This window comes from Janthinobacterium sp. GMG1 (assembly GCF_034427795.1).
Taxonomy (GTDB): domain Bacteria; phylum Pseudomonadota; class Gammaproteobacteria; order Burkholderiales; family Burkholderiaceae_D; genus Janthinobacterium.
Genome location: NZ_JAXQNT010000015.1, coordinates 92,233 through 113,185, shown reverse-complemented (window position 1 = coordinate 113,185; position 20,953 = coordinate 92,233). Strand labels below are relative to the sequence as shown.

At 64.0% G+C, this 20,953-nt stretch carries 18 protein-coding genes; 13 read left to right on the top strand and 5 right to left on the bottom strand.

Annotated features, from left to right (window positions below):
* Window positions 1–2 precede the first annotated feature (2 nt).
* From SJI03_RS26930 to SJI03_RS26920, 3 genes are read left to right on the top strand one after another with little or no spacing between them, the layout of a single operon-like run.
* A complete protein-coding gene (locus SJI03_RS26930) occupies window positions 3–3,656 on the top strand; it encodes a response regulator (protein ID WP_322429242.1) in 3,654 nt (1,217 codons plus the stop codon).
* Window positions 3,653–6,193 carry an EAL domain-containing protein gene (locus SJI03_RS26925; protein WP_322429241.1) on the top strand — a complete coding sequence of 847 codons (2,541 nt, stop codon included), beginning with the start codon at window positions 3,653–3,655 and terminating at the stop codon, window positions 6,191–6,193. The genes SJI03_RS26930 and SJI03_RS26925 overlap by 4 nt, the downstream gene beginning before the upstream one ends.
* A 20-nt stretch (window positions 6,194–6,213) precedes the next feature.
* Window positions 6,214–6,588: an oxidoreductase gene (locus SJI03_RS26920; RefSeq protein WP_099376736.1), complete on the top strand. Its 375-nt coding sequence runs from the start codon at window positions 6,214–6,216 to the stop codon at window positions 6,586–6,588.
* Window positions 6,589–6,601: 13 nt separating this feature from the next.
* On the opposite strand, the gene SJI03_RS26915 is transcribed toward SJI03_RS26920, so the two are convergent.
* Window positions 6,602–8,107, bottom strand: coding sequence for an anion permease (locus SJI03_RS26915; RefSeq protein WP_322429240.1), 1,506 nt, complete (start codon window positions 8,105–8,107; stop codon window positions 6,602–6,604).
* Window positions 8,108–8,359: 252 nt separating this feature from the next.
* Here SJI03_RS26915 and SJI03_RS26910 point away from each other — a divergent pair, with 252 nt between their 5' ends.
* Both SJI03_RS26910 and SJI03_RS26905 read left to right on the top strand, forming a co-directional pair.
* Window positions 8,360–9,511: an acyltransferase gene (locus SJI03_RS26910; protein WP_322429239.1), complete on the top strand. Its 1,152-nt coding sequence runs from the start codon at window positions 8,360–8,362 to the stop codon at window positions 9,509–9,511.
* A 233-nt stretch (window positions 9,512–9,744) separates the two neighbouring features.
* Complete coding sequence (locus SJI03_RS26905) at window positions 9,745–10,518, top strand: ferredoxin--NADP reductase (RefSeq protein WP_058051074.1); 774 nt, start codon at window positions 9,745–9,747, stop codon at window positions 10,516–10,518.
* 78 nt (window positions 10,519–10,596) lie between these two features.
* On the opposite strand, the gene SJI03_RS26900 is transcribed toward SJI03_RS26905, so the two are convergent.
* Entirely contained in the window at window positions 10,597–12,258 is a 1,662-nt protein-coding gene (locus SJI03_RS26900) for a phosphoethanolamine transferase (RefSeq protein ID WP_099376733.1), read from the bottom strand.
* A gap of 179 nt (window positions 12,259–12,437) precedes the next feature.
* Here SJI03_RS26900 and SJI03_RS26895 point away from each other — a divergent pair, with 179 nt between their 5' ends.
* A complete protein-coding gene (locus SJI03_RS26895) occupies window positions 12,438–13,013 on the top strand; it encodes a type 1 glutamine amidotransferase family protein (RefSeq protein ID WP_099376732.1) in 576 nt (191 codons plus the stop codon).
* On the opposite strand, the gene SJI03_RS26890 is transcribed toward SJI03_RS26895, so the two are convergent.
* The 3 genes from SJI03_RS26890 to SJI03_RS26880 form a co-directional block, all read right to left on the bottom strand.
* On the bottom strand, window positions 13,010–14,488 hold the full coding sequence (locus tag SJI03_RS26890; protein WP_322429238.1) for a serine hydrolase: 1,479 nt from the start codon (window positions 14,486–14,488) through the stop codon (window positions 13,010–13,012). The two genes, SJI03_RS26895 and SJI03_RS26890, sit on opposite strands and share 4 nt — an antisense overlap.
* An 85-nt stretch (window positions 14,489–14,573) precedes the next feature.
* Window positions 14,574–14,903 (bottom strand): hypothetical protein, encoded by a 330-nt coding sequence (locus SJI03_RS26885; RefSeq protein ID WP_322429237.1) that lies wholly within the window; start codon window positions 14,901–14,903, stop codon window positions 14,574–14,576.
* Window positions 14,904–14,910: 7 nt separating this feature from the next.
* Window positions 14,911–15,291 carry a hypothetical protein gene (locus SJI03_RS26880; RefSeq protein WP_322429236.1) on the bottom strand — a complete coding sequence of 127 codons (381 nt, stop codon included), beginning with the start codon at window positions 15,289–15,291 and terminating at the stop codon, window positions 14,911–14,913.
* 302 nt (window positions 15,292–15,593) lie between these two features.
* Here SJI03_RS26880 and SJI03_RS26875 point away from each other — a divergent pair, with 302 nt between their 5' ends.
* The 7 genes from SJI03_RS26875 (at window position 15,594) to SJI03_RS26845 (ending at window position 20,953) form a co-directional block, all read left to right on the top strand.
* On the top strand, window positions 15,594–15,785 hold the full coding sequence (locus SJI03_RS26875; protein WP_099376728.1) for a hypothetical protein: 192 nt from the start codon (window positions 15,594–15,596) through the stop codon (window positions 15,783–15,785).
* 194 nt (window positions 15,786–15,979) lie between these two features.
* Window positions 15,980–16,165: a hypothetical protein gene (locus SJI03_RS26870; RefSeq protein ID WP_099376727.1), complete on the top strand. Its 186-nt coding sequence runs from the start codon at window positions 15,980–15,982 to the stop codon at window positions 16,163–16,165.
* Window positions 16,166–16,241: 76 nt separating this feature from the next.
* A complete protein-coding gene (locus SJI03_RS26865) occupies window positions 16,242–17,255 on the top strand; it encodes an ATP-grasp domain-containing protein (RefSeq protein WP_322429235.1) in 1,014 nt (337 codons plus the stop codon).
* Window positions 17,237–18,103, top strand: coding sequence for an SDH family Clp fold serine proteinase (locus SJI03_RS26860; protein WP_322429234.1), 867 nt, complete (start codon window positions 17,237–17,239; stop codon window positions 18,101–18,103). The genes SJI03_RS26865 and SJI03_RS26860 overlap by 19 nt, the downstream gene beginning before the upstream one ends.
* A complete protein-coding gene (locus SJI03_RS26855; protein WP_322429233.1) occupies window positions 18,097–18,630 on the top strand; it encodes a MauE/DoxX family redox-associated membrane protein in 534 nt (177 codons plus the stop codon). The genes SJI03_RS26860 and SJI03_RS26855 overlap by 7 nt, the downstream gene beginning before the upstream one ends.
* On the top strand, window positions 18,630–19,184 hold the full coding sequence (locus SJI03_RS26850) for a hypothetical protein (protein ID WP_322429232.1): 555 nt from the start codon (window positions 18,630–18,632) through the stop codon (window positions 19,182–19,184). The genes SJI03_RS26855 and SJI03_RS26850 overlap by 1 nt, the downstream gene beginning before the upstream one ends.
* Window positions 19,181–20,953 carry an ABC transporter ATP-binding protein gene (locus SJI03_RS26845; RefSeq protein ID WP_322429231.1) on the top strand — a complete coding sequence of 591 codons (1,773 nt, stop codon included), beginning with the start codon at window positions 19,181–19,183 and terminating at the stop codon, window positions 20,951–20,953. The genes SJI03_RS26850 and SJI03_RS26845 overlap by 4 nt, the downstream gene beginning before the upstream one ends.

The following is a 20,953-nucleotide window of genomic DNA, read 5'->3' as shown; positions in this document are numbered from 1 at the left end:
GCATGAAAATCAGGACCAAGCTGATCATCAGTACCAGCGTGCTGCTGGCGGGCGTGGCGGCCATGGCGGCGGCCGGCCTGCTGCTGGTGAAAGGCATCGAAACGCATGTGCACGGCTTGACCGACCAGACCGTGCCGCTGTACACGGACGTGTTGCGCCTGCGCTATACCGTGCAGGATATGACGTCGGATTTTTTCGAACTGGGCAAGGCGGAAGACCTGGCGCAGCTGGAGCAGGTATCAAGCAAGATCGTCGCCAGTATCCAGGCCGCCGAGAGCATCAGCCAGGACTTGCGGCGCCACGGCGAGTCGCAAACGCCCCGCTATCACTCGGCCTTCGAACAGGAATTCCAGCGCATGCGCGTCGCCGTGCGCAAACGCCTGGAAAACGAAGCCTATTACAAGGCCCAGGCGACGGAGATGCGCCAAGTGCTGGCGCAGATCAAGGCCGCCGCCAAGGGTGCGCGCAGCAAGATCCGCCTGGTCGACAGCCAGGCCCAGGCCACGGCCGCCGAGGTGCAGCTGGAAAGCCAGCGCCTGAACCAGAACGCCCGCTACCTGACCGATTTGCGCAAGAGCATCCACGACATGCAGATTGCGCTGGCCGAAACGGAAGCTGTGAAAAACCGTTTCCGCATCGCGCCCTTGCGCGAACGGCTGACGGCGGCCGTCGCGCGCCTGGCGGGAAGCAGCGAGCGCGACATCAGTCCGGCCCAGCAGGCGCTGCGGGCGAAACTGCTGGCCACGGCGCGCCAGATGCTCGATCCCGCCGCCGGCTTGCTGGCCCTGCGTGCCGGGCTGCTGGCCGAGGGCGGCGCCAGCGCGGCGCAGCAGGCGGCCTACGCCGCCCTCAAGGAGCAAACCAGCACCGCGCTGGCCAGCGCCCACCTGCGCCTGGCCGAGGAGCTCGATCCCATCGAACTGCAGCTGGCCATCGGACGCGACCGGCTGGCGGAGGCCGGCCGCTACATGCACACCTCGGCCCGCATCGAGGATGCCAGCGGCGAAATCAACCTGGCCGTCGACGCCATCAGCATCGACGTGGGCGAAGTCATGCTGGCCACGGCAGCCGGCGATGTCACGCGCCTGGGCCACGATATCGCGCAGCGCATCAGCGCCCTGCAGCGCGACATGGCCACCATGCAGACCTTGCTGCAAAGCATAGGCCAGCTGGACTTGCTGGCCGAAACGCGCGGCGTCAACACCCATCTCGATGCGGTGGAGCGCTCGGGACAGCGGCTGGTGCAAGCCAAGGGCAGCGTGCTGGACAGCCAGACGGCGCTGGATGAGGTCATCGACCACGTGCGCGCCTTCGAGCGCGAACAGGCCGCCTATTCCGCGCAGCAGGTGGCGCGCATCACGGGCCAGCAGCAGGACGCGGTGACCCAGGTGCGCGAGGGCGTGCGCCATGCCTTCGTGCTGATCCTCGGCATCGCGCTGGTGCTGCTGCTGGCCTGCGTGGCCATCACCGGGCTGATCAGCGCTTCCATCGCCAGGCCGCTGGCGCACCTGTCCTACGCCATCGCGCATATCCGCGACGGCAAGGCGCTGTCGGTACGCGTGGCGCAGCACGGCAGCGATGAACTGGGGCAATTGATCCTGGGATTTAACGGCATGCTCGAGCACGTTGAACAGCGCGACCTGGCGCTCAAGCAGGCCAAGGGCGAGGCCGACGCCGCGAACCGCGCCAAGTCGGAATTCCTGGCCAAGATGAGCCACGAAATCCGTACGCCGATGAATGGCGTGCTGGGCATGACGGAGTTGCTGCAGCGCACAGAACTGAGTCCCAAGCAGCAGCGTTTCGTGCACACGGTACACCGTTCGGGCGAAAGCTTGCTGAGCATCATTGACGACATCCTCGACTTTTCCAAGATCGAGGCGGGCAAGCTGGTGCTCGAACATATCCCCTTCGACCTGCGCCAGGTGATCGACGATGTGGTGGCGCTGTTTGCCAACGGCATCCAGCGCAAGGCCATCGAATTTACCTGCCGCATCGCCTCCGACGTTCCGCAGCACGTGCGCGGCGACCCCGTGCGCCTGCGCCAGATCCTTACCAATTTGCTCAACAACGCCACCAAGTTCACCGAGCGGGGCGAGATTTCAGTCGACGTCAGCTGCCCCGCTGCCGGCCAGATCCGGCTGGAAGTGAGCGACACGGGCATCGGCATGGCGCCGGAAGCGGCGGCGGCCGTCTTCCAGCCCTTCCGCCAGGCCGACAGCACCACCTCGCGCAAGTATGGCGGCACGGGACTGGGACTGGCCATCATCAAGCAACTGGCGGAGATGATGGGTGGCAACATCGTGCTGAAATCCGTGGCGGGCCAGGGGTCCAGCTTCGCCGTCACCGTCGTCGTGGGCAGTGTAGCGCCCGAAGACGCGCCGCCGGCGCCGCCGCCGCGCGTATCGCTCGATGCCTTGCACGTGCTGATCGTGGACGACAATGCCACCAACCGCAGCATCCTGCTGCAGCACGCGATCGAGTGGCAGATGGCCGCCGCCAGCGCCGCCGACGGCGCCGAAGCGCTGGGCCTGCTGCAAGGCGCGCTGCGCGGCGGGCGCCCGTTCGACCTGGCCATCATCGACATGCGCATGCCCGTCATGGACGGTGCCGAAATGGTGCGGGCGATCAAGGCCGACGCCGACATGGTGGCGCTGAAAATCATCATGCTCAGTTCACTCGATGCCTCGGCCGACCTGCGCCTGGTCACGGCGCTGGGCGTGGAATACTGCCTGACCAAGCCCGTGCGGGCGCTGGAACTGCGTCACTGCATCGAAGCCGTCTGCGGCTTCGGCACCCTGGCGCCGACGCCGCCAGCGGCGCCTGCCCTGCCCGCTGCGCCGGACAGCGCAGCCGCAGGCCAGGCGCCGCTGCGCATGCTGCTGGTGGAAGACAATGCGATCAACCAGGAAATCGCCCTGGCCATGCTGGAAGATAGCGGCTACGAAGCCATGCCGGCCGACAACGGGCGGCGCGCGCTGGCCCTGTGGGAACGTCACCCGTTCGACGTGATCCTGATGGATTGCCAGATGCCGGAAATGGACGGTTTCGAGGCGACCCGGCAGTTGCGCCGCATGGAAACCCAGCAGGGCCGTCACCGCACGCCCATCATTGCCCTGACGGCCAATGCCATCCTCGGCGACCGCGAACTGTGCCTGGACGCGGGCATGGACGACTACCTCGCCAAGCCGTACACGCGCGCCGCCCTGCTGGCCGTGCTGGCCCGCTGGCACCCGGCGCCCGCCGTGCCGGCGGCTGCGGAAACGGTAGTGACGGTGGAAGCGACTCCGGCGCCGGCGGAATCGGCCTCCATCCTCGACGCCGCCGCCCTGCAAAACCTGCGCGCCATGCGGCGTCCCGGCCGTCCCGACGTACTGGGCCGCATCATCGACCTGTTCTACAGCGACGCCCCGCGCCTGCTGGGCCAGCTGGAAGTGGCCGCCGAGGCGAGCGACGCCGCTGCCCTGCAACTGGCGGCGCACACGCTCAAGTCCAGCTGCGCCAACGTGGGCGCGCTGGGCTTGTCGGCCACCTGCCGTGAAATCGAACAATACGCGCGCGGCAATGATGTCGGCAGCGCACTGCAGCATATCCGCGGCATCCAGCATGAACTCGACCGTGTCCTCGCCGCCCTGGCCCTTGAGAAGGAAGCCCTATGAATACCGCACTGCCCCTGCAAGCACTGGTCCTGGTGGTCGATGACGACACCATGACGCGCATCCTGGTGACGGAAGCGCTGGAACCGGAAGGCTTCCGCATCGAGGAAGCGGCCAGCGGCCTGGAAGCGCTGGCCGCCTTCCAGCGCGGCGTGCCCGACCTGATCCTGCTCGACGTCGCCATGCCCGGCATGAGCGGCTTCGAATGCTGCGCCCAGCTACGCCGCTTGCCAGGCGGCGCGCACGTGCCCATCGTCGTACTGACCGGCAACGACGACGACGACTCCATCAAGCAGGCGCTGGAAGCGGGCGCCAGCGACTTCATTTCCAAGCCGATGCAATGGCGGCTGCTGGCGCACCGGCTGCGCTACCTGCTGCGGGCCAGCAGCGCGCTCACCGAGTTGAGCCGCATCCAGGAAAGCCTCAGCCACGCGCAGGCGCTGGCCCGCCTCGGCAACTGGGAATACCGGATCGCCGGCGGCGACGGCTACTGGTCGCCGGAACTGTTGCGCATCCTGGGCCTGGACGCCGATTCCGGCCCCACCAGTTTCGACCGCCTGCTGCAATGCCTGCCGGAAGACCAGCGGCCCCTGCTGCTCGATGCCTTCATGGAACTGCATGCGAACGGCACCAGCTACGGACTGGAACACAAGGTGCTGCAGCCGGACGGCGGCGAGTGCATCGTCTTTCACCAGGCCGAAGCCGTGCGTCAAGGCCGCGAGGTACTGCTGATGCGCGGCACCGTGCAGGACATCACGGAACGCAAGCTGCAGGAATTGCGCATCGAATACCTGGCCAACCACGATGCGCTGACAGACTTGCCCAACCGCCAGTTGCTGAACGACCGCATCGGCCAGGCCATCGCCCATGCCCGCCGCACCCGCCTGCACCTGGCCACCTTGATGCTGGACCTCGACCGTTTCAAGTTCGTCAACGACAGCTATGGCCACCCGGTGGGCGATGCGCTGCTGCAGGAAGTGGCCCGGCGGCTGAAGCTGGCGGTGCGCGAAGGCGATACCGTGGCCCGCCAGGGCGGCGACGAATTCGTCATCCTGCTGACGGACCTGCCCGACCTCGAGACGGCCGAACAGATCGTGAAGAAAGTGCTGGCGATGTTCGACGATCCTTTCGTACTGGGCGAACATACCCTGCACGTCAGCACCAGCATCGGCGCCAGCGTGTTTCCCTCCGACGGCGACAGCGGCGACATACTGCTCAAGACGGCCGATGCGGCCCTCTACAGCGCCAAGGACAAGGGCCGCAACGGCTACCAGTTCTACAACCACAAGATGGGCGTGCTGGTGGAAGAGCGGGCCGAAATCGAACACGCGCTGCACCAGGCGCTGGCGCTGGGCGAGCTGGAACTGCACTACCAGCCCAAGGTCGACCTTACCAGCGGCAAGATTTATGGCATGGAAGCGCTGCTGCGCTGGCGCCGCGACGGCATCGGCCTGGTGCCGCCGGACCGCTTCATTCCCCTGGCCGAGGAAACGGGCATGATCGTACCCATCGGCGAATGGGTGCTGCGCACGGCTTGCGCGCAACTGGGCGTCTGGCATGCCTACGGCTTTACGCACCTGACGATGGCGGTCAACGTGTCGGCGCGCCAATTCCGCCAGGTCGACATGCCGGCACTGGTGCGCGAAGTGCTGGCCGACAGCGGCGTGCCGGCAGATTGCCTGGAACTGGAGCTGACGGAGAGCGTGCTGATGCAAAACCGCGACCTCGTGGTGAAGGCGCTGGAACAGTTGAAGGAAATCGGCGTCACCTTGTCGCTGGACGACTTCGGCACCGGCTATTCCAGCCTGTCCTACCTCAAGCAGTTCCCCATCGACGTGGTCAAGATCGATCAATCGTTCATCCGCGACGTGACCGACAGCGTGGATGGTGCGTCGCTGACCCGCTCCATCATCGCCATGGCCAAGTCGCTGCACATGACCACCGTGGCCGAGGGCGTGGAAACGGAGGGGCAATTGGGATTTCTCAATACCAACCACTGTGACGCCATGCAAGGCTATTACTTCAGCCGCCCGCTGCCCGGTGCCGAGATGGATCAGATGTTGCATGCCGGCACCCATTTGCCGCCCGACAGCTGCCATGCCGAAACGCCGCAGCGCGTGCTGCTGCTGGTGGACGACGAGGAACATATCCTGTCCTCCCTGCGCCGCTCGCTGCGCAAGGAGGGCTACCAGATACTCAGCACCAGCAAGCCGCAGGAAGCGCTGGAGCTGGTGGCCGCCCACGCCGTGGGAGTGATCCTCACGGATGCGCGCATGCCGGGCATGTCTGGCAACGAGCTCCTGCGCCGCATCAAGGGCATCTATCCGGAGATCGTGCGCGTGATGTTGTCGGGCTACCCTGAATTGCATTCGGTCACGGCAGCCATCAACGAAGGCTCCGTGTACAAGTTCATCACCAAACCCTGGGACGAGACCCTGCTGAAAGAGCATCTGCGCGAAGCCTTCGTGCGCTTCGAATCGGGCGTGCAGCGCCCGCCAGTGGGGCCGCATGGCATCGAGATCAGCAACCGCGCCGCCTAGGCGCGCCACCAGGAGCCAGCATGCCGGATCAGTTGTTCTTCGAAGGCTTGCGCGCCCTGGCCGAAGCCGCCTTTCCCAAGCATTGCGCCTGTTGCGGGCGCGTCTTCGCCACGGCGGACGAATTCATCGGGCAGACGCAGGCGATGCGCCAGAATGTCTCCGGGCTAAAACAAAGCTTCGACGATAACAACGTGGCCATCGTCGAGGTCTACCGCAATTGCCTGTGCGGTTCGACCCTGATGGATTTCTTTTCGGACCGGCGCAGCACCTCCGAGGCCAGCCAGGAGCGGCGCCAGCTGTTTGCGCGCCTGTTGCCGCTGCTGATGGAAAAAGGCATGGAACGGGCTGCCGCGCGCGAATATCTGCTGCACGTCGTGCGCGGCCAGCTGCCGTGACGAGCCGCCTGCTTTACCAGTAGCCCAGCACCTTCCACCAGGTCGTGCCGACGACGGCAAAGATCAACAGTTCCACCACGCACATGATGAAGCCGACGCGCCACCAGTTGCCCATGGTCACGAAGCCGCTGCCGAAGATGATGGGCGAGGTGCCCGTCGCATAGTGGGTCAGGGTCATCATGATGGCCGAGCCGGCCGTCATCATCAGCATGAAGGGCACGTGGTATTCGGCCGGGATCAGGTGCAGGCCCACCGTCAGGAAGGCCAGCAGCATGGCGCTGATGTGGGCCGTCGTGCTGGCGAAGAAGTAATGCGAAAAGACAAACACCAGCACCAGGACGCCGGCGATCGGCAGCCAGTCCATGCCGCTGGCGACAATCGCCGCCTTCATGCCGGCCGAGAACCAGGCGATCACGCCCGTCTTGTTCAGTTGCTCGGCCATCATGACGAGCGCGCCGAACCACACGAGGGTGTCCCAGGCGCTCTTTTCCGACAAGACGTCATCCCAGTCGATGGTGCCGGTAATGATCAGCACGAACAGACCGACAAAGGCGACCACCGTCGCATCGAGCGAAAACGCGGGGCCGAACAGCATGGCAGGCACGTTGGCCCACAGCAAGAGCAGCAAGGCGAAGGTGCCCAGCATGACTTTTTCCGACGGCGACAGCGGGCCCATGCTTTTCAGCTCCGCCTTGGCGTAGGTGACGGCGTCCGGCGTGGCTTTCAGTTCCGGCGGCGACAGCCAGTAAATAATCAGCGGCATCACCAGCAGGCAGACCAGGCCCGGCAGCAGCATGCACAGGGCCCAGGTCGTCCATGTCAGGTGGAAACTCTGGCCGCTGGCCTTGGCCACGAAGTCGACCACCAGCGGATTGGGCGCCGTGGCCGTCAGGAACATGGCCGACGTGATGGGGTTCGCGTGGTAGTTGACGAGGGCCAGGTAGGTGCCGACCTTCTTTTCCGTGCCCTTGGCCGGGTCCGAATCGAAGGCGTTGGCGATCGATTTCATGACAGGATGGACGATGCCGCCGCCGCGTGCCGTGTTACTTGGCGTAAATGGCGCCAGCACCAGTTCGCAGATGGCCAGGCCATAGCCGATGCCCATGGTGCGCTTGCCGAGCAGCGAGATGAACAGCAGGCCGATGCGGCTGCCCAATCCCGTCTTTTTCAGGCCGCGCGAAATCAGGATTGCCACGACGATCAGCCAGATCAGGGGATTCGAGAAACTGCTGAGCGCATCCGTGATGGCGCCCTTGGACGAGGTCGACGTCACTTGCGACAGCGACACGATGACGATGGCCATCATGGCCATCACGCCGATCGGCATGACTTTTAATATGATCGCCAAAATCGTGGTGAGGAAGATCGCCACCAGGCCCCAGGCCTTGGGCGTCAAGCCATCGGGCGCCGGCAGCAATAGCATGCTCACCAGCAAGATCGTGCAGATCAGGGCGGGGACGAGGCGGAATGGGACGGCTTCCTTAAAATGCAGGAACAGGTCGCGCACTGTTTTATACATCTTTATTACCTTTCGCTGTGGGTCGGGCATCGTGGCGGCAGGAATCGTGCACGCAGATTCATGGGCCGGCAGGCACAAGAAGCGCGCCCGCAAGATGACAGATGCCCAACAATTCTGTTCGGCAATATCATACACGCAAGACTGCCCGTCTCCTGCTCCATTCGGCGCGCCTTTGCCGGCAATTGCAAAATCGTTGACCTGCGCGCGGCATCTCTCACATAATCGCCCTTCCTGCCGCCCGCCCCCACGAGGATGCCATTGCATACCCGCAACAATCACATCGACGCCCTGCGCGGCGCCGCCATCCTGTGCGTGCTGGTATTGCACTTCGCCCTGGCCTACGGCTTGAAGAACAGCCCGCTCGGCCTTCTGCCGACTTGGCTATTGAAAGCCGCCTACCAGGGCAATTACGGCGTGACCATGTTTTTCGTCATTTCCGGCTATTTGATCACATCGACCTCGCTGCGGCGCTGGGGTGACCTGGCGCGCATCGACCTGGCGGCGTTCTATGTCTACCGCATCGCCCGCCTGCTGCCCGCGCTGCTGCTGGCCCTGTCCATCATCGTATTGCTGGGCGTGCTCGACGTGCCCTTCTTTGCCAATTCCGATGGCGGCAAGGACTTGCCCGCCAGTTACTTCGTCATCGCCATCGCTTCCATCCTGACCTTCTGGCACAACGTGCTGATGCAAAGCGCCGGCTATTTCAATTACTGCCTGAACGTGTACTGGTCGCTATCGGTCGAAGAAATGTTTTATCTGCTGCTGCCCCTGTCGTGCCGCCTGCTGCGCCGACGGCACTGGATCACGCTGCTGTGCGGCGCTGCCATCGTCGCCGGCCCCGTGTACCGCAGCCTGCATGCGGACAACGAGATTTACTTCATGTACGGCTACCTTGCCTGCTTCGACGCCATCGCCATCGGTTGCCTGACGGCCCTGCTGACGCAACGCTGGCAACCAGGTGCGCGGGCCGGGCGATTCTTGCGCTGGACAGCGGGCCTGGTCCTGGCGGCCCTGTACGTGCGCGGCATCGGTGGCCATGAGGTGTTCGGTTTTACGTGGATCGCCGTGGCTGGCGCCGCCTACATCGTGGGCGCCACGGCGGGCCAGACGGCGGGCCAGGGCCGCTGCGGCCCGCTGCAATGGCTGGGACGGCACAGCTATGAGCTGTATTTATTCCATATCATCGTGCTGGCCGGCATGCGCAATGTGGTCGACAAGGCGGGCCTGGGCTACGCGGAACGGCTGCCGTGGCTGGCGCTGTTCCTGGCCGCGACGGCGCTGGCGGCCGCCCTCGTGGCCCGCTACGTGTCCGACCCGGCCAATGCTGCCCTGCGCCGGCGCTTCCGGGGCGCCGCCACGGCCGCGCCGGCATGCGCTGGCGGCAGCCCTGGCGCGGCGCCTTGAAAAACTGAGCCAGGTCAAGAGTCCGCATGCCCACAGCCCGTTTCCGGGCGAAATCCAGCCCGATCTTGCCATCCGCACTATAATGTTGGCACCGTGTGCGGCAGCATTGGCGGCGATAGACGGTAACAATTTCGTGTGGAGGCCGGTACAATAGCGTCTGGGCCTACACAGGGTTTCACTTTTGCCAGCAGTTGCCAGCAACTAACCATTTTTTTGACCAGCCAACAAATACTATGAGTTCGATGAATGAAGAGCGCGTTTTAAGCGTGCACCACTGGACGGATACCCTGTTCTCCTTTACCACCACGCGCGACCCATCGCTGCGTTTCTCGAATGGTCACTTCACCATGATCGGCCTGCGCGTCGATGGCAAGCCCCTGCTGCGTGCCTACAGTATCGCCAGCGCCAATTACGAAGACCACCTGGAATTTTTCAGCATCAAGGTACCAGGCGGTCCTTTGACGTCGCGTTTGCAACATTTGCAAGTGGGCGACACCGTCATCGTCGGCCGCAAGCCGACGGGCACTCTGGTGTCCGACTACCTGCTGCCAGGCAAGCGCCTGTACATGCTGTCGACGGGCACCGGCCTGGCGCCATTCCTCAGCATCGTGCGCGATCCGGACATCTACGAGCGCTTCGACCAGCTCATCCTCGTGCACGGCGTGCGCCAGGTCGATGAACTGGCTTACCACGACTTGCTGGAAGAGCATTTGCCGAAGCATGAGTTCCTGGGCGAAATGGTCAGCGACAAGCTGCGCTACTACCCGACCGTGACGCGCGAAGACTTCCGCAACATGGGCCGCATCACCGAACTGATCGAGAACGGCAAGCTGGCCGAAGATCTGGGCGTGCCGGCACTCAATCCGGCCGAAGACCGCGTGATGATCTGCGGCAGCTCGGAAATGCTGCGCGACCTGAAGGAAATGCTGGAAGCGCGTGGCTTCAAGGAAGGCAATACCTCGACGCCTGGTGACTTCGTGGTCGAGCGCGCGTTCGCCGAGAAGTAATCCGTAAGGCATCCGCAACACCCCAGGGGCCCGGCCCCGCCGCTTTCTGCGGCGGCGTCGGGCCTTTGCATTGCGGCGTCAGCGGGCCAGCGGCGCGGCGCGCTGGTAGCGCAAGCCATTCATGAAGCGCTGTACGGGCAAAAAGGCGCTGCTGAGGATATCGTCCTGCGCTGCGTAATAGCGCGTTTCGATCTTCAGCAAGCCCAGCACGGTCGCATCGAGCTTGTCCGTCTGGTATGGCCGGTTTTCCAGCGCGGCGCGGACGGCCGCCGATTGCGGCGCTTGCTGGTTGTCCCAGATCAGCATGGGAATTTCATAGCCGCTCTTGTCCGAGGCGGAATGGCCCGCGTGATTGCGGCTGTAGCCCACTTCCTGCCCGTGGTCGGAAACGAACAGCAGCGAGGCGGCGCGGTCGGTCTTGGCCTTTTCCGTCATGCCGATCAGGGTGCCCAGCACATAATCGCCATAGCGGATGGCGTTGTCGTACTCGTCGCGCTGGTTGCGTATCCAGCTTGACCTGCCCTGGTGTTCCATCTGCGCGCTGACGGCGTCGTGCGCCCGGTCGAAATGCGCGAAGCGGCTCGGGTAGCGCATGTCGTAGCTGGGATGGGCGCCCAGCAAATGCACGACGATAAGCTTTTTCGGCGCCTCGTCGCGCAGCGCATGGGCGAAGGGCTGGAACAGGTTGCCATCAAAATTGTTTTCGCCGCGACCAGTGCCATAGTTGATGAAGTCGCTCTCATCGGCCTCGCCCGCCAGCAGCCCGATCCAGCCATCGTTGCGCGTCTGGTTCGACACCCAGAACGTCTTGTAGCCGGCCGCCTCGGCCAGCATCAGCAAGTTCGGCTTGGCCATCCACGCGTCGGGGTTGCCGATATCGGCGGGCGTCAGCATCGTCATCATCGATTCCACCGTGCTGGCGGCCGGCGAAATCACGTCATTGAATACCAGCAGCTTCGAGCGCATGGCGTCGAGCTGGGGCGTGGTGGCGCGCGGATAGCCATACAGCGACATCGAGGCGCGGTTGGTGCTCTCGCCGATCACCAAGATGACGGTGCGGGCATCCTCGCCTGCGTAGCGTACATCCCAGTCGCGCGGCGCGGACATGGCCGCCGTCAGCGCGTGCTGCATCGATTGCATCGCTTGCAGCTGCGCGCTGTACTGCTGATAGCGCAGCGGCCAGAACAGGGCCGGATTTTCGCGCCGCATGGTGGTGTTGACGTGCAGCAGCACGAGAAAGACGGCCATGCTGGCGGCCAGGCATTTTTGCGGCAGGCCCGGCGCCGCAACGGCGCGCGCAGCGTGCCAGCGCTGCAACTGGCGGTCGGCCAGCAGCACCGCCGCCGTCACGAGCACAAAGCAGCCGGCTGCTTGCGCCAGGGCAACGCTGTTGTGCAGCAAAAACTCGCCCGTTTCGGCTTGATCTGTCGCAAACATCGCCTGTAAAACGGCATTTGGATTCGGCCGCATGCCAAAATAGCCACGCAAGAAGCCCTTGATGGCGGCATCGAGGTAAAACACGGGCACGACGACGCGCACCAGCACGGAGATCGCGCTCGGGCTGCGGCGCCACGCATGCAGCACGCCGCCCACGCCCAGCAGGAAGGCCGCGAGTAACACGCTCAATTTCAGGCATTCGTTCGCGCTTAACTGATCGAAGAGGAAGAACAGCAGCAGGCCAGCAATGCTGAACAGGACACGGCAAAACAGAATCAGCATGGGGCGATAGATAGTAGGCATTCAAGGGAGACATGCCCGTGCGACGGGCCAGCGATTGTAGCGCAGTCCGTTGTAACTTGTACCATTATTTCCTGCGCGCTCCTGACAGAAATTGTCAGTGCTTTTTATTATGATTTCGGCACCAGCAGGCCAACGAGCCTGTATTACTATTGATATCTCCACCAGCGACAGGACTTTTCATGACACGTGCCATCACCATACTGACCGAGAACTTTGCCGATTGGGAAACCGCCCTGCTCAATTCCACGGCGCGCCTGTATTACGGCTTTTACACGCAGTTCGCCACGCCGGGCGGCTTGCCCGTCACCTCGTCCGGCGGCATGCTGGTCACGCCGCAACTGGCGCTGGAAGAAATTGTGCTCGATGAACTCGACTTGCTGATGGTGTGTGGCGGCAGCCACTGGCAAAGCGGCAAGGCGCCCGACCTGGGCCCGTTGCTGCGCGCCGCCCGCGACAAGAATATCGTGCTGGCCGGCATTTGCGACGGCACGCGCGTGCTGGCGCAGGCTGGCGTGCTCGACACCGTACGCCACACCTCCAATTCCGCCGACAACCTGACGGCAACCGGCTATGCGGGCGCCGCCCTCTACCAGGATGTGCCGTGGGCCGTGGCCGACCAGCGCGTCATCACGGCGCCCGGCACGGCGCCCGTCAGTTTCACGGCGGAAGTCTTGCGCGCCCTGGGCATCGCCGATGACAACCTGGCCGCCTACCTGGCCATGCACGGGGCCGAGCACGGCAAGACTGCCGGCTAATTGACGCCCAGCGCGCGCAGGCGCGCCACGGCGTGCGTGTTGCCCGGATCCAGTTCCAGCGAACGGCGATAATGCGTGATGGCCTGCGCCTTCGCGCCGTCCGCCTCGTACGCTTCGGCCAGGCTGTCGTGGCCATTCGCCCCTTGCGGGTACAGTTGTACACCCAGCTGGAAGACGGCCGCCGCCTGCTTCGCTTGCTGCCGTCCCAGCAGGCGGTAACCCCAGGCATTCAAGTCGTCTTCCGTGGGTTCCGACAGCCCGTGCTGGCGCCGGATGGCCGCCAGTTTCTTGTCCAGCCCGTCAAAACCGTCAATGGCCGCCTGCTTGCGCAGCAGGTGCGCCGCATACGCGCCGCCGCGCTGCTGGCGCAGGCCGGGAATGTAGAAGCTTGCGATGGTATCGATCAGCTGCTCCGGCTGGGCGCCGGCCAGGTTGCTGAGGATAATGACGGCCAGGCCATCGTCCGGATACACATAAAAGGCCGAGCGGGCGCCGCCGATGCCGGCCACGGCGCGGTGCTCACTGCGGCCGATGCTGGGCCAGCCCAGCGCCCACGGCGCCGGCTTGCCGTCCTTCAAGCTGGTCGGCTGCCACAGTTTCTCCACGCTGGCGGGCGCCAGCAAGCGTCCCGACTGCAGCGCGATGAGCCAGTTCGCCAGTTCGCCCACATTGCTGTTGATGCCGGCGCCAGCGCGCATGAACACAGGAAAGTCTTCGATCACATTGCGGTAACCCTTGCCTCCCCGGTCCAGTACGTAGGAACTGGCCTTGTTGGCGACCACGTCCTTCGCGTCGCCAAAGCCACTGTGCCGCATGCCGGCCACGTCGAACTGCCGGCGCTGGATGAAAGTGGTAAAGGGCTGGCCGCCTTGTCGCTCGATCAATTGCGCCAACAACACGTAATTGGTCTGGTTATAGCGGAAGCGCTCGCCTGGCTGAGCTTCCACGGGCAGCGCCTGCACGGCAGTCCACGCCGCAGCGCCATCGTCCGGCAGCGGCCCCACCAGCTTGCCGCTGCGCTGGTCCAGCACATCGGGCAAGCCCGAGGTATGGTTGAGCAGTTGCGTCACCGTCACGGCTTGCCAGGCTGGCGGGAGCCCCGTCAGGTATTCGCCAATGGGCGCCGCCAGGTCGATCTTGCCCTCCTGCACCAGCTGCATCACGGCCACACCCGCAAACGATTTCGTTGCCGAATTGATGGAAAACAGGCTCGTCTCCGTCACGGGCACCTGGTATTGCAGGCTGGCCAGGCCGAAATTGCGCGTCAACACCACCTTGCCACCCTGGATCACCGCCAGTTGCAGCCCAGGAATCTGGCGCTCCTGCATTTCGCTGCGCAGGAAGGCGGCAACCTCCTGCTCCGCGTTGGACACTTTCTGCTGGTTGGCGGGAGCGGCAGTGACCGCTGCAGTGACGGGAGCAGCCACGGCGGCAAGCGCCATGACGAGCAGGAAAGACGGGAAGCGTGGGTTCAAGATACGGCTTTCGACAGTGGAAAACGGAATCGCAGCATCCCATACCTATTTATCAACGTCAACGACAATCTTGCCGGTCAGAAAGTCACTCTTCCAGCCACACGTCTTCGTAGCCTTCGCGGTCAAGGATGAACCTGGCGCCGCTGGGCAAGGCCAGGTAATCGACCACTTGCGGCAGCATGTCGTGCAAGTGTTCCGCATGCAGGGGCTGGTAAAAGCCGCTGGCATCGTCGTGTTCGCCGCAGTGGATGAACCAGCTGATGGTGCCGTTTTCCGGCAGCGCGACGCGCGTGCCATAGATGGGCGACTGGTCCAGGCTGCCGATGGCCAGGGCCACCATGGGCTCCGGTGCTTGCGCGGGCAAGCCGAATTTGTCGCAGATGCGCTGCTGTGTTTTGCTGATCGGTGTGCTCATGCTGTTCTCAGGATCCGATGTATTGATAATGGAGGCGCAGCGCGCCGTCGTGGCCGGACATTTCCAGGTGCAAGGTCGCTTCGCCCGGCTGGCCATCGGCCAGCAGCATGCATTCCAGGCCCAGCGGTCCGGCATCGGTGGCATACACATCGACGGCCGCGCGGCCACCCTTGCCCGGCACGAAGGCTTGCGCCAGCGGCGTCAGGGACAACGCCTGGTTGGCCACAAAGTAGCTGTCGAGCATCTCGATGATCTCGTCGGCCACGCCGGGCGACAGGCCCCAGTCGCGTTGCAGCGCAACAGGATCGCGCCGGTCAAGTGTCCGTACGAACGCGGCGGCCTGCGCATATGCCAGCTGCCGCAAGCTGTCTGTGATGGCCATTTCCATAAGGTGAGTCCTGCCCTATCCATTCAACAGGCGCCATTATAGTGCCTCGCCGCGGGTATGGTCGATCCGTTTGCTGGCAATAATCAAGCACCCTGCCGCTCATTTAGATCGACATCCTTATTATTTATCGCACCGCAATAAAATAAATGGCCTGCGTGATATTTGGTGAGTATTTGAAATAGATAATCGAGAATACGATTGATTTCAAGTTGACGCTTATTTATTCAGGCGCTAATATCGAATGGCCATATACCATGGCATACAGCGCAAGCAGTACTTAACCATCACAAGAGGATAGTACAATGCAAAAACAGAACCACTCCAAATTGTTCGCATTCAAACTGGCTGAAAAACAGGTACAAAAACTGGTAGCGCCCGCCACCGCCTGGAAGGTGCGCGACGGCGTCGCCGTGGCCGGCTGCACCGCGGTGGAAGCTGAGCAGTACCGCGATTCCTCGCGCTTCCAGCCAAACGACCGCGGCCAGTATTGCTGATCACTGGCACGCCACAACCCCCGTCCGGCGTGGGTTTCATCTAATCCCTCATATTCAAACTGGCGCCGACTCCAATTCCGGAGCGGCTTTTCTGCGCGCAGGGAATATATAAACACCTGCCAATTGGAGATTCCTTTTTTAAACAGGTATTTCCGGAAAAAATCAAATCGCAACCATTCATATAGGATATTCCCATGCACAAAGAAACCAAGCTGTTCGCATTCAAACTGGCGGAAAAGAAGGAACAGGAAAAGCCTGCCCTTCCCGCGCCCTGGAAGGTGCGCGACGGTGTCGCCGTGGCCGGCTGCACGGCGGTCGACAGCGAGGAGCAATACCGCTATTCGCGCATCGGCTCGAGTGACGGCGGCGAGTTCTGCTGATACGTTCCAGCTGAAAGCCTTGCCACGGCAAGGCTTTTTCATCTTCCCGATTTTCCGCTACTGCAGGCCCCCCTACATGCACAAAAAGGTCTTGATTATCAGCCATAGCGGCGATCTGCACGCCGCCCTGGTCGAAGCCATCCTCGCCGCGCGCGGCCATGCCCCCTTCCGTATCGACCTCGACGCCTTTCCCCGCGATTACCAGCTGTGCCAGCGCCTGCTGGACGGCCGCGCCAGCGCGCGCCTGCGCCATCTGCCCGAGGGCGACTGGCTTGACTTGCAGCAGGTGGGCGCCGTCTGGCTGCGCAAGGCGGCCGACTATGCCTACGCCAGCGCCGACCTGACGCAGCAGGAACGCGCCTACGCCCAGCTGGAAACGGAGCAAGCCATCTTCAGCGTGCTGTACGGACTCAATTGCTACTGGCTCAGCCATCCGCTGGCCCTGCGCGGCGCCCAATGGAAAGGCGAACAGCTTGCGCGGGCCGCGCGCATGGGCTTTCGCGTGCCCGCCACCGTGATCACCAATGTGCCCGACGACGTGCGCGCCTTCCGCGCGGCCGTCAACGGGCCCATCATTTTCAAGAGCATGTCCACGCCCAGCCTGGCCGCCGAAGCCGTCGAGGAAGCGGACAGGGTCAGCGCCGGCATCGGCACCACCATCGTCGACGATGCCATGCTGGACAGCCTGGACGCCGTCAGCGAGCTGAGCTGCCAGTTCCAGGAATATATCGCCAAGCAATATGAGCTGCGGATCACCGTGATCGGCAAGCGCCTGTTTGCCGCGCGCCTGTATTCGCAGGACGATGCCCGCACGGCCATCGATTCGCGCGACATGTCGGCCCCCATCCGCTATGAGGCGTGCACCTTGCCAGCGGAGATAGAGCAGCGCTGCCTTGCTTTCGTGCACAGCTATGGCCTCGAGTATGGTGCGCTGGACCTCATCGTCACGCCCGACGGTGAGTATGTTTTCCTGGAAAACAATCCTGTTGGTCAATTTTTGTATGTACAACAACTGGTGCCCGCCTTGCCCCTGCTGGAATGCGTGGCCGATACCCTCATCGAAGGAGCGCTATGCCACAGCCAGACTTGAACCTGCTGCCGTCGCAGCTGCGCGAACTGGAGCAGGCGCGCGACAGCCGGGCCATTGTCCTGGCCGCCTCGCACCTGGACATGGAACTGCTGCCCGCCCTGTACGAGCTGTGTCAGGGCATCGGCCCCGTGGCGCGCCTCGACGTGGTGCTGCACGGACGCGGCGGCATCGTCAACGCGGCGCGCCGCATCGCCATCCTGCTGCGCCAGCATGCGCGCCACCTGAGTTTTATCGTGCCCTTCCACTGCCAGTCGGCCGCCACCCTGCTGACCCTGGGCGCCGATGAGATCATCGCCGGCGACCTGGCCCTGTTCTCGCCCATCGACCCGCAGCTCGATGGCGCCGACGGCGGCTCCATGTCCAGCCTGGACATCAAGGCTTTCGGCGACATGGCGCAGCAGTGGTTCGGCGTGGATGCCGGCGAAGCGCGCCAGCAATCGCTGTCCCTGCTGTGCGGCAGCATCTTTCCCCCTTCCCTGACGGCCTTTTACCGCACCACCCTGGAGCTGGCGCAGATCGGCGAAGAATTGCTGGCCTGGCAATTGCCCGAGGCCACACCCGAGGCGCGGCGCGCCATCGTCGCGCAACTGGTGACGGGTTATCACTCGCACAACTATGCCTTGACACGCGAAGAACTGGCGCAGCTGGGCTTGCGCATGGAACGCGATGCCCACGCCGAACGGCTGGGCTGGGCCATTTCCACGCAATTGCAGGCAAGCATAGGCGGCGCCCTGCGCAGCGCGCCCGACGAGCCGTGGAACGATGCCCTGCTGGCGTCGCGCGACGGCGTGCAACTGCGGCGCCAGCGTCCGGGCGGCTACGCGCCCCTATGGAGCACGCAATGCTGACACCCGTGCTGTCCACGTTACTGGCTGCGTTTTTATCCGATATCGCGCGCTACTGCATTGCCTTGCTGTTGCTGGCGGCCAGCGTGGGCAAGCTGCGCAGTTACGGTGACTTTCGCGCCAACCTGGCCACCTCGTTCGGCGTGCCGCCCGCCGCCGCCAGCGTGGCCGCGCCCGCCCTGGTGGCGGCTGAATTATGGCTCGCCGGCTGGCTGCTGGCGGGGGGCACCCAGTTGCCGATGCTGCTGTCGCTCTTGCTGCTCGGTACCCTCACGGCTATCCTGGCCTGGCGCTATTTCACGCACAGCGTGGTGCGCTGCAGCTGCTTTGGCGAAGCGACGCGGCCCGTGTCGCAGTACGACTTGCTGCGCAACGTGCTGGTGGTCGGCATCAACGGCGCCTACTTTGCGCTGGCGCAAGAAACGACCTTGTCCATCGCCACCACAGTATTGGCCGCCGGACTGGCGGCCATCGTCTGCGTGGCCACGATTTCCCTGCACGACATCGCCACTCTGGCAAAGGCCGACTGATGGATGCCACGACCCTGCAACTGGTGCTGGCGGCGCTGGCCTTCGCCCTCGCCGGCAATATCTGGCTCAGCCTGGCAGTGCTGCGCGCCAGCCGCCGCGAACGCGTCGCGCCCACGGCGCTGGTGCCGGGCCAGCCCCTGCCTGCCGTGCTAGCCCGTCCGCTGGCTGGCGGTGCGCGTTTCCAGCCGGGTGCCAGCGGCCAGGCGGCCGTGCTGCTGTTTTTGGCCAGCCGCTGTCCGAAATGCGCGGAAAAGCTGGCCGGCATCGAACAGCTGCTGCCGCTGACGCGCGAGGCAGGCCTGGCCGTGTGGCTGATCAGTGAAGAACCGGTCCGCCGGCTGCGCGCCTTTTTACCCGGCAACGCCTTGCGAGCGGCCACGGCGCGGCTGACGCTGCGCGACTACCGGCGCGTGAATCCGCTGATGAGTTCTCCCTCCTATGTCTTTGTCAATTACGAAGGGCAAGTGGAAGCGGCCGGTTTGATCGGCGACGAAGACTGGCTGGCCCTCGTCGAACAACTGAACGCGGAACCGTCTCAGGAGCGCGCCGCATGAGCCATCTGAACTTCGGCCCCCATCTTGAACGCCTGCGCCTGCTGTATCCAGTGCGCTGGCGCATTGCCGCCGGCCTGCTTTGCATGATCCTCACCGTGGGCGCGCAGCTGGCCTTCCCGCAAGCCATCGCGTATTTCATCGACAACGTGGCGGAACTGACGCGGCGCGGCATCACGCCGGGCATGGTGATCGCCATGCTGGCCTTCAGCCTGCTGTATGCGCTGGTCACGAGCGCGCGCTTCTATTTGCTGCAATCGAGCGGCCACATGATCGTCATGGGCGTGCGCCGGCGCCTGTTCGACGTGGTCATCAACCAGCCCATCGCCTTCTTCGACAAGCACCATGGCGGCGAACTGAACAGCCGGCTCACGTCCGACGTGTCGGCCCTGCATGAAAGCCTGACCATCGGCGCGGCGAATGCCCTGCGCTCGCTGTGCGTCTTCGTCGGCGGCATCGCCATGCTGCTGCAGCTGTCACCCATGCTGAGCCTGCCGCTGGCCCTGTTCATTCCCGTCAGCCTGTATCTGGGCAAATTATCAGGCAGTAATTACCGGCAGCGTTCGCGGGCCATTTCCGCCACCCTGGCCGCCAGCGGCAAGGTGGCGCAGGAATACTTTGCCCATGCGCGCCTGGTGCAGGCGTTCAACCAGCAAGGCGGCGCCATGGCCCGCTACGCGCAAGCCATGCGGCAATTGCTGGAGGTGTCCCTGGCCGGCACACGGCTGCTGGCCGTGTTTCAGGGCGCGCAAGGGCTGCTCGCCTTCGTTGCCCTGCTGACCACTCTGTGTTTCGGCGCCCACCTGATCGGCCAGGGCCGGTTGAGCGTGGGCGAGCTGACGGCCTTTGTCATCTATGCCAGCATGGTGACGGACACGGCCGGCTCGATCAGCGAATTCTGGAACACGTGGATGCGCACCATGGGCTCGACCGACCGCATCTTCGATATCCTGCGCAGCCACCGCGCCGTGACCGAGATGGCACCGCAGCCGCCGCTGGCCGGCCATATCGCGCTGCGCGACGTGCGTTTTTCGTATCCCGAACGCACGCAAGCCACGGCCCTCGACGGCGTCAGCCTGTCCATCCGTGCGGGCGAAAAAATCGCCCTCGTCGGCGCCTCGGGCGCAGGCAAGTCCACCATCGCCAGCCTCGTGCTCGGCCATTACCAGCCTGGCGCGGGCAGCCTGCAGTTCGACGGCATCGATGCGCAGGTGCTGGGCGTGACGCAGCTGCGGCGCCAGATGGCCGTGGTGGAACAGGAACCGGCCCTGTTTTCCGGCAGCATCGCCGACAATATCGGCTTTGCCGTGCCGGATCGCCAGGTGACGCGTGAGGAGATGCTGGCGGCGGCCCGCCTGGCGCACGCCCATGATTTCATTGAGGCCTTTCCCGATGGCTACGAAACCCTCGTGGGCGAACGGGGCGTGCAATTGTCCGGCGGACAGAAGCAGCGCATCGCGATTGCCCGCGCCATCCTGCGCGCGCCGAAAATCCTGATCCTGGACGAAGCTACCAGCGCGCTCGACGCCGCCAGCGAACAGCAGGTGCAGCGCGCCCTCGATACCCTGATGCAAGGGCGCACCACCATCATCATCGCCCACCGCTTTTCCACCATCGTCAAAGCGGACCGCATCATCGTCATGGACAAGGGTCGAATTTGCCAGCAAGGCACGCACGCAGAGCTGCTGCGCGCGGGCGGCCAGTATGCACGGCTGATGCAGCAGCAACTGTCGCAATTCCAGCAGTTGCATGACAGTACGGCAACGCTGTAA

Bases quoted from the DNA above. Each gene is read 5' to 3' on its own strand.
- SJI03_RS26865 (WP_322429235.1), top strand. From the start codon at position 16,242: ATGCACAAAAAGGTCTTGATTATCAGCCATAGCGGCGATCTGCACGCC.
- SJI03_RS26915 (WP_322429240.1), bottom strand. From the start codon at position 8,107: ATGTATAAAACAGTGCGCGACCTGTTCCTGCATTTTAAGGAAGCCGTC.
- SJI03_RS26895 (WP_099376732.1), top strand. From the start codon at position 12,438: ATGACACGTGCCATCACCATACTGACCGAGAACTTTGCCGATTGGGAA.
- SJI03_RS26910 (WP_322429239.1), top strand. From the start codon at position 8,360: ATGCCATTGCATACCCGCAACAATCACATCGACGCCCTGCGCGGCGCC.
- SJI03_RS26845 (WP_322429231.1), top strand. From the start codon at position 19,181: ATGAGCCATCTGAACTTCGGCCCCCATCTTGAACGCCTGCGCCTGCTG.
- SJI03_RS26855 (WP_322429233.1), top strand. From the start codon at position 18,097: ATGCTGACACCCGTGCTGTCCACGTTACTGGCTGCGTTTTTATCCGAT.
- SJI03_RS26930 (WP_322429242.1), top strand. From the start codon at position 3: ATGAAAATCAGGACCAAGCTGATCATCAGTACCAGCGTGCTGCTGGCG.
- SJI03_RS26905 (WP_058051074.1), top strand. From the start codon at position 9,745: ATGAGTTCGATGAATGAAGAGCGCGTTTTAAGCGTGCACCACTGGACG.
- SJI03_RS26880 (WP_322429236.1), bottom strand. From the start codon at position 15,291: ATGGAAATGGCCATCACAGACAGCTTGCGGCAGCTGGCATATGCGCAG.
- SJI03_RS26920 (WP_099376736.1), top strand. From the start codon at position 6,214: ATGCCGGATCAGTTGTTCTTCGAAGGCTTGCGCGCCCTGGCCGAAGCC.
- SJI03_RS26850 (WP_322429232.1), top strand. From the start codon at position 18,630: ATGGATGCCACGACCCTGCAACTGGTGCTGGCGGCGCTGGCCTTCGCC.
- SJI03_RS26875 (WP_099376728.1), top strand. From the start codon at position 15,594: ATGCAAAAACAGAACCACTCCAAATTGTTCGCATTCAAACTGGCTGAA.
- SJI03_RS26900 (WP_099376733.1), bottom strand. From the start codon at position 12,258: ATGCCTACTATCTATCGCCCCATGCTGATTCTGTTTTGCCGTGTCCTG.
- SJI03_RS26925 (WP_322429241.1), top strand. From the start codon at position 3,653: ATGAATACCGCACTGCCCCTGCAAGCACTGGTCCTGGTGGTCGATGAC.
- SJI03_RS26885 (WP_322429237.1), bottom strand. From the start codon at position 14,903: ATGAGCACACCGATCAGCAAAACACAGCAGCGCATCTGCGACAAATTC.
- SJI03_RS26870 (WP_099376727.1), top strand. From the start codon at position 15,980: ATGCACAAAGAAACCAAGCTGTTCGCATTCAAACTGGCGGAAAAGAAG.
- SJI03_RS26860 (WP_322429234.1), top strand. From the start codon at position 17,237: ATGCCACAGCCAGACTTGAACCTGCTGCCGTCGCAGCTGCGCGAACTG.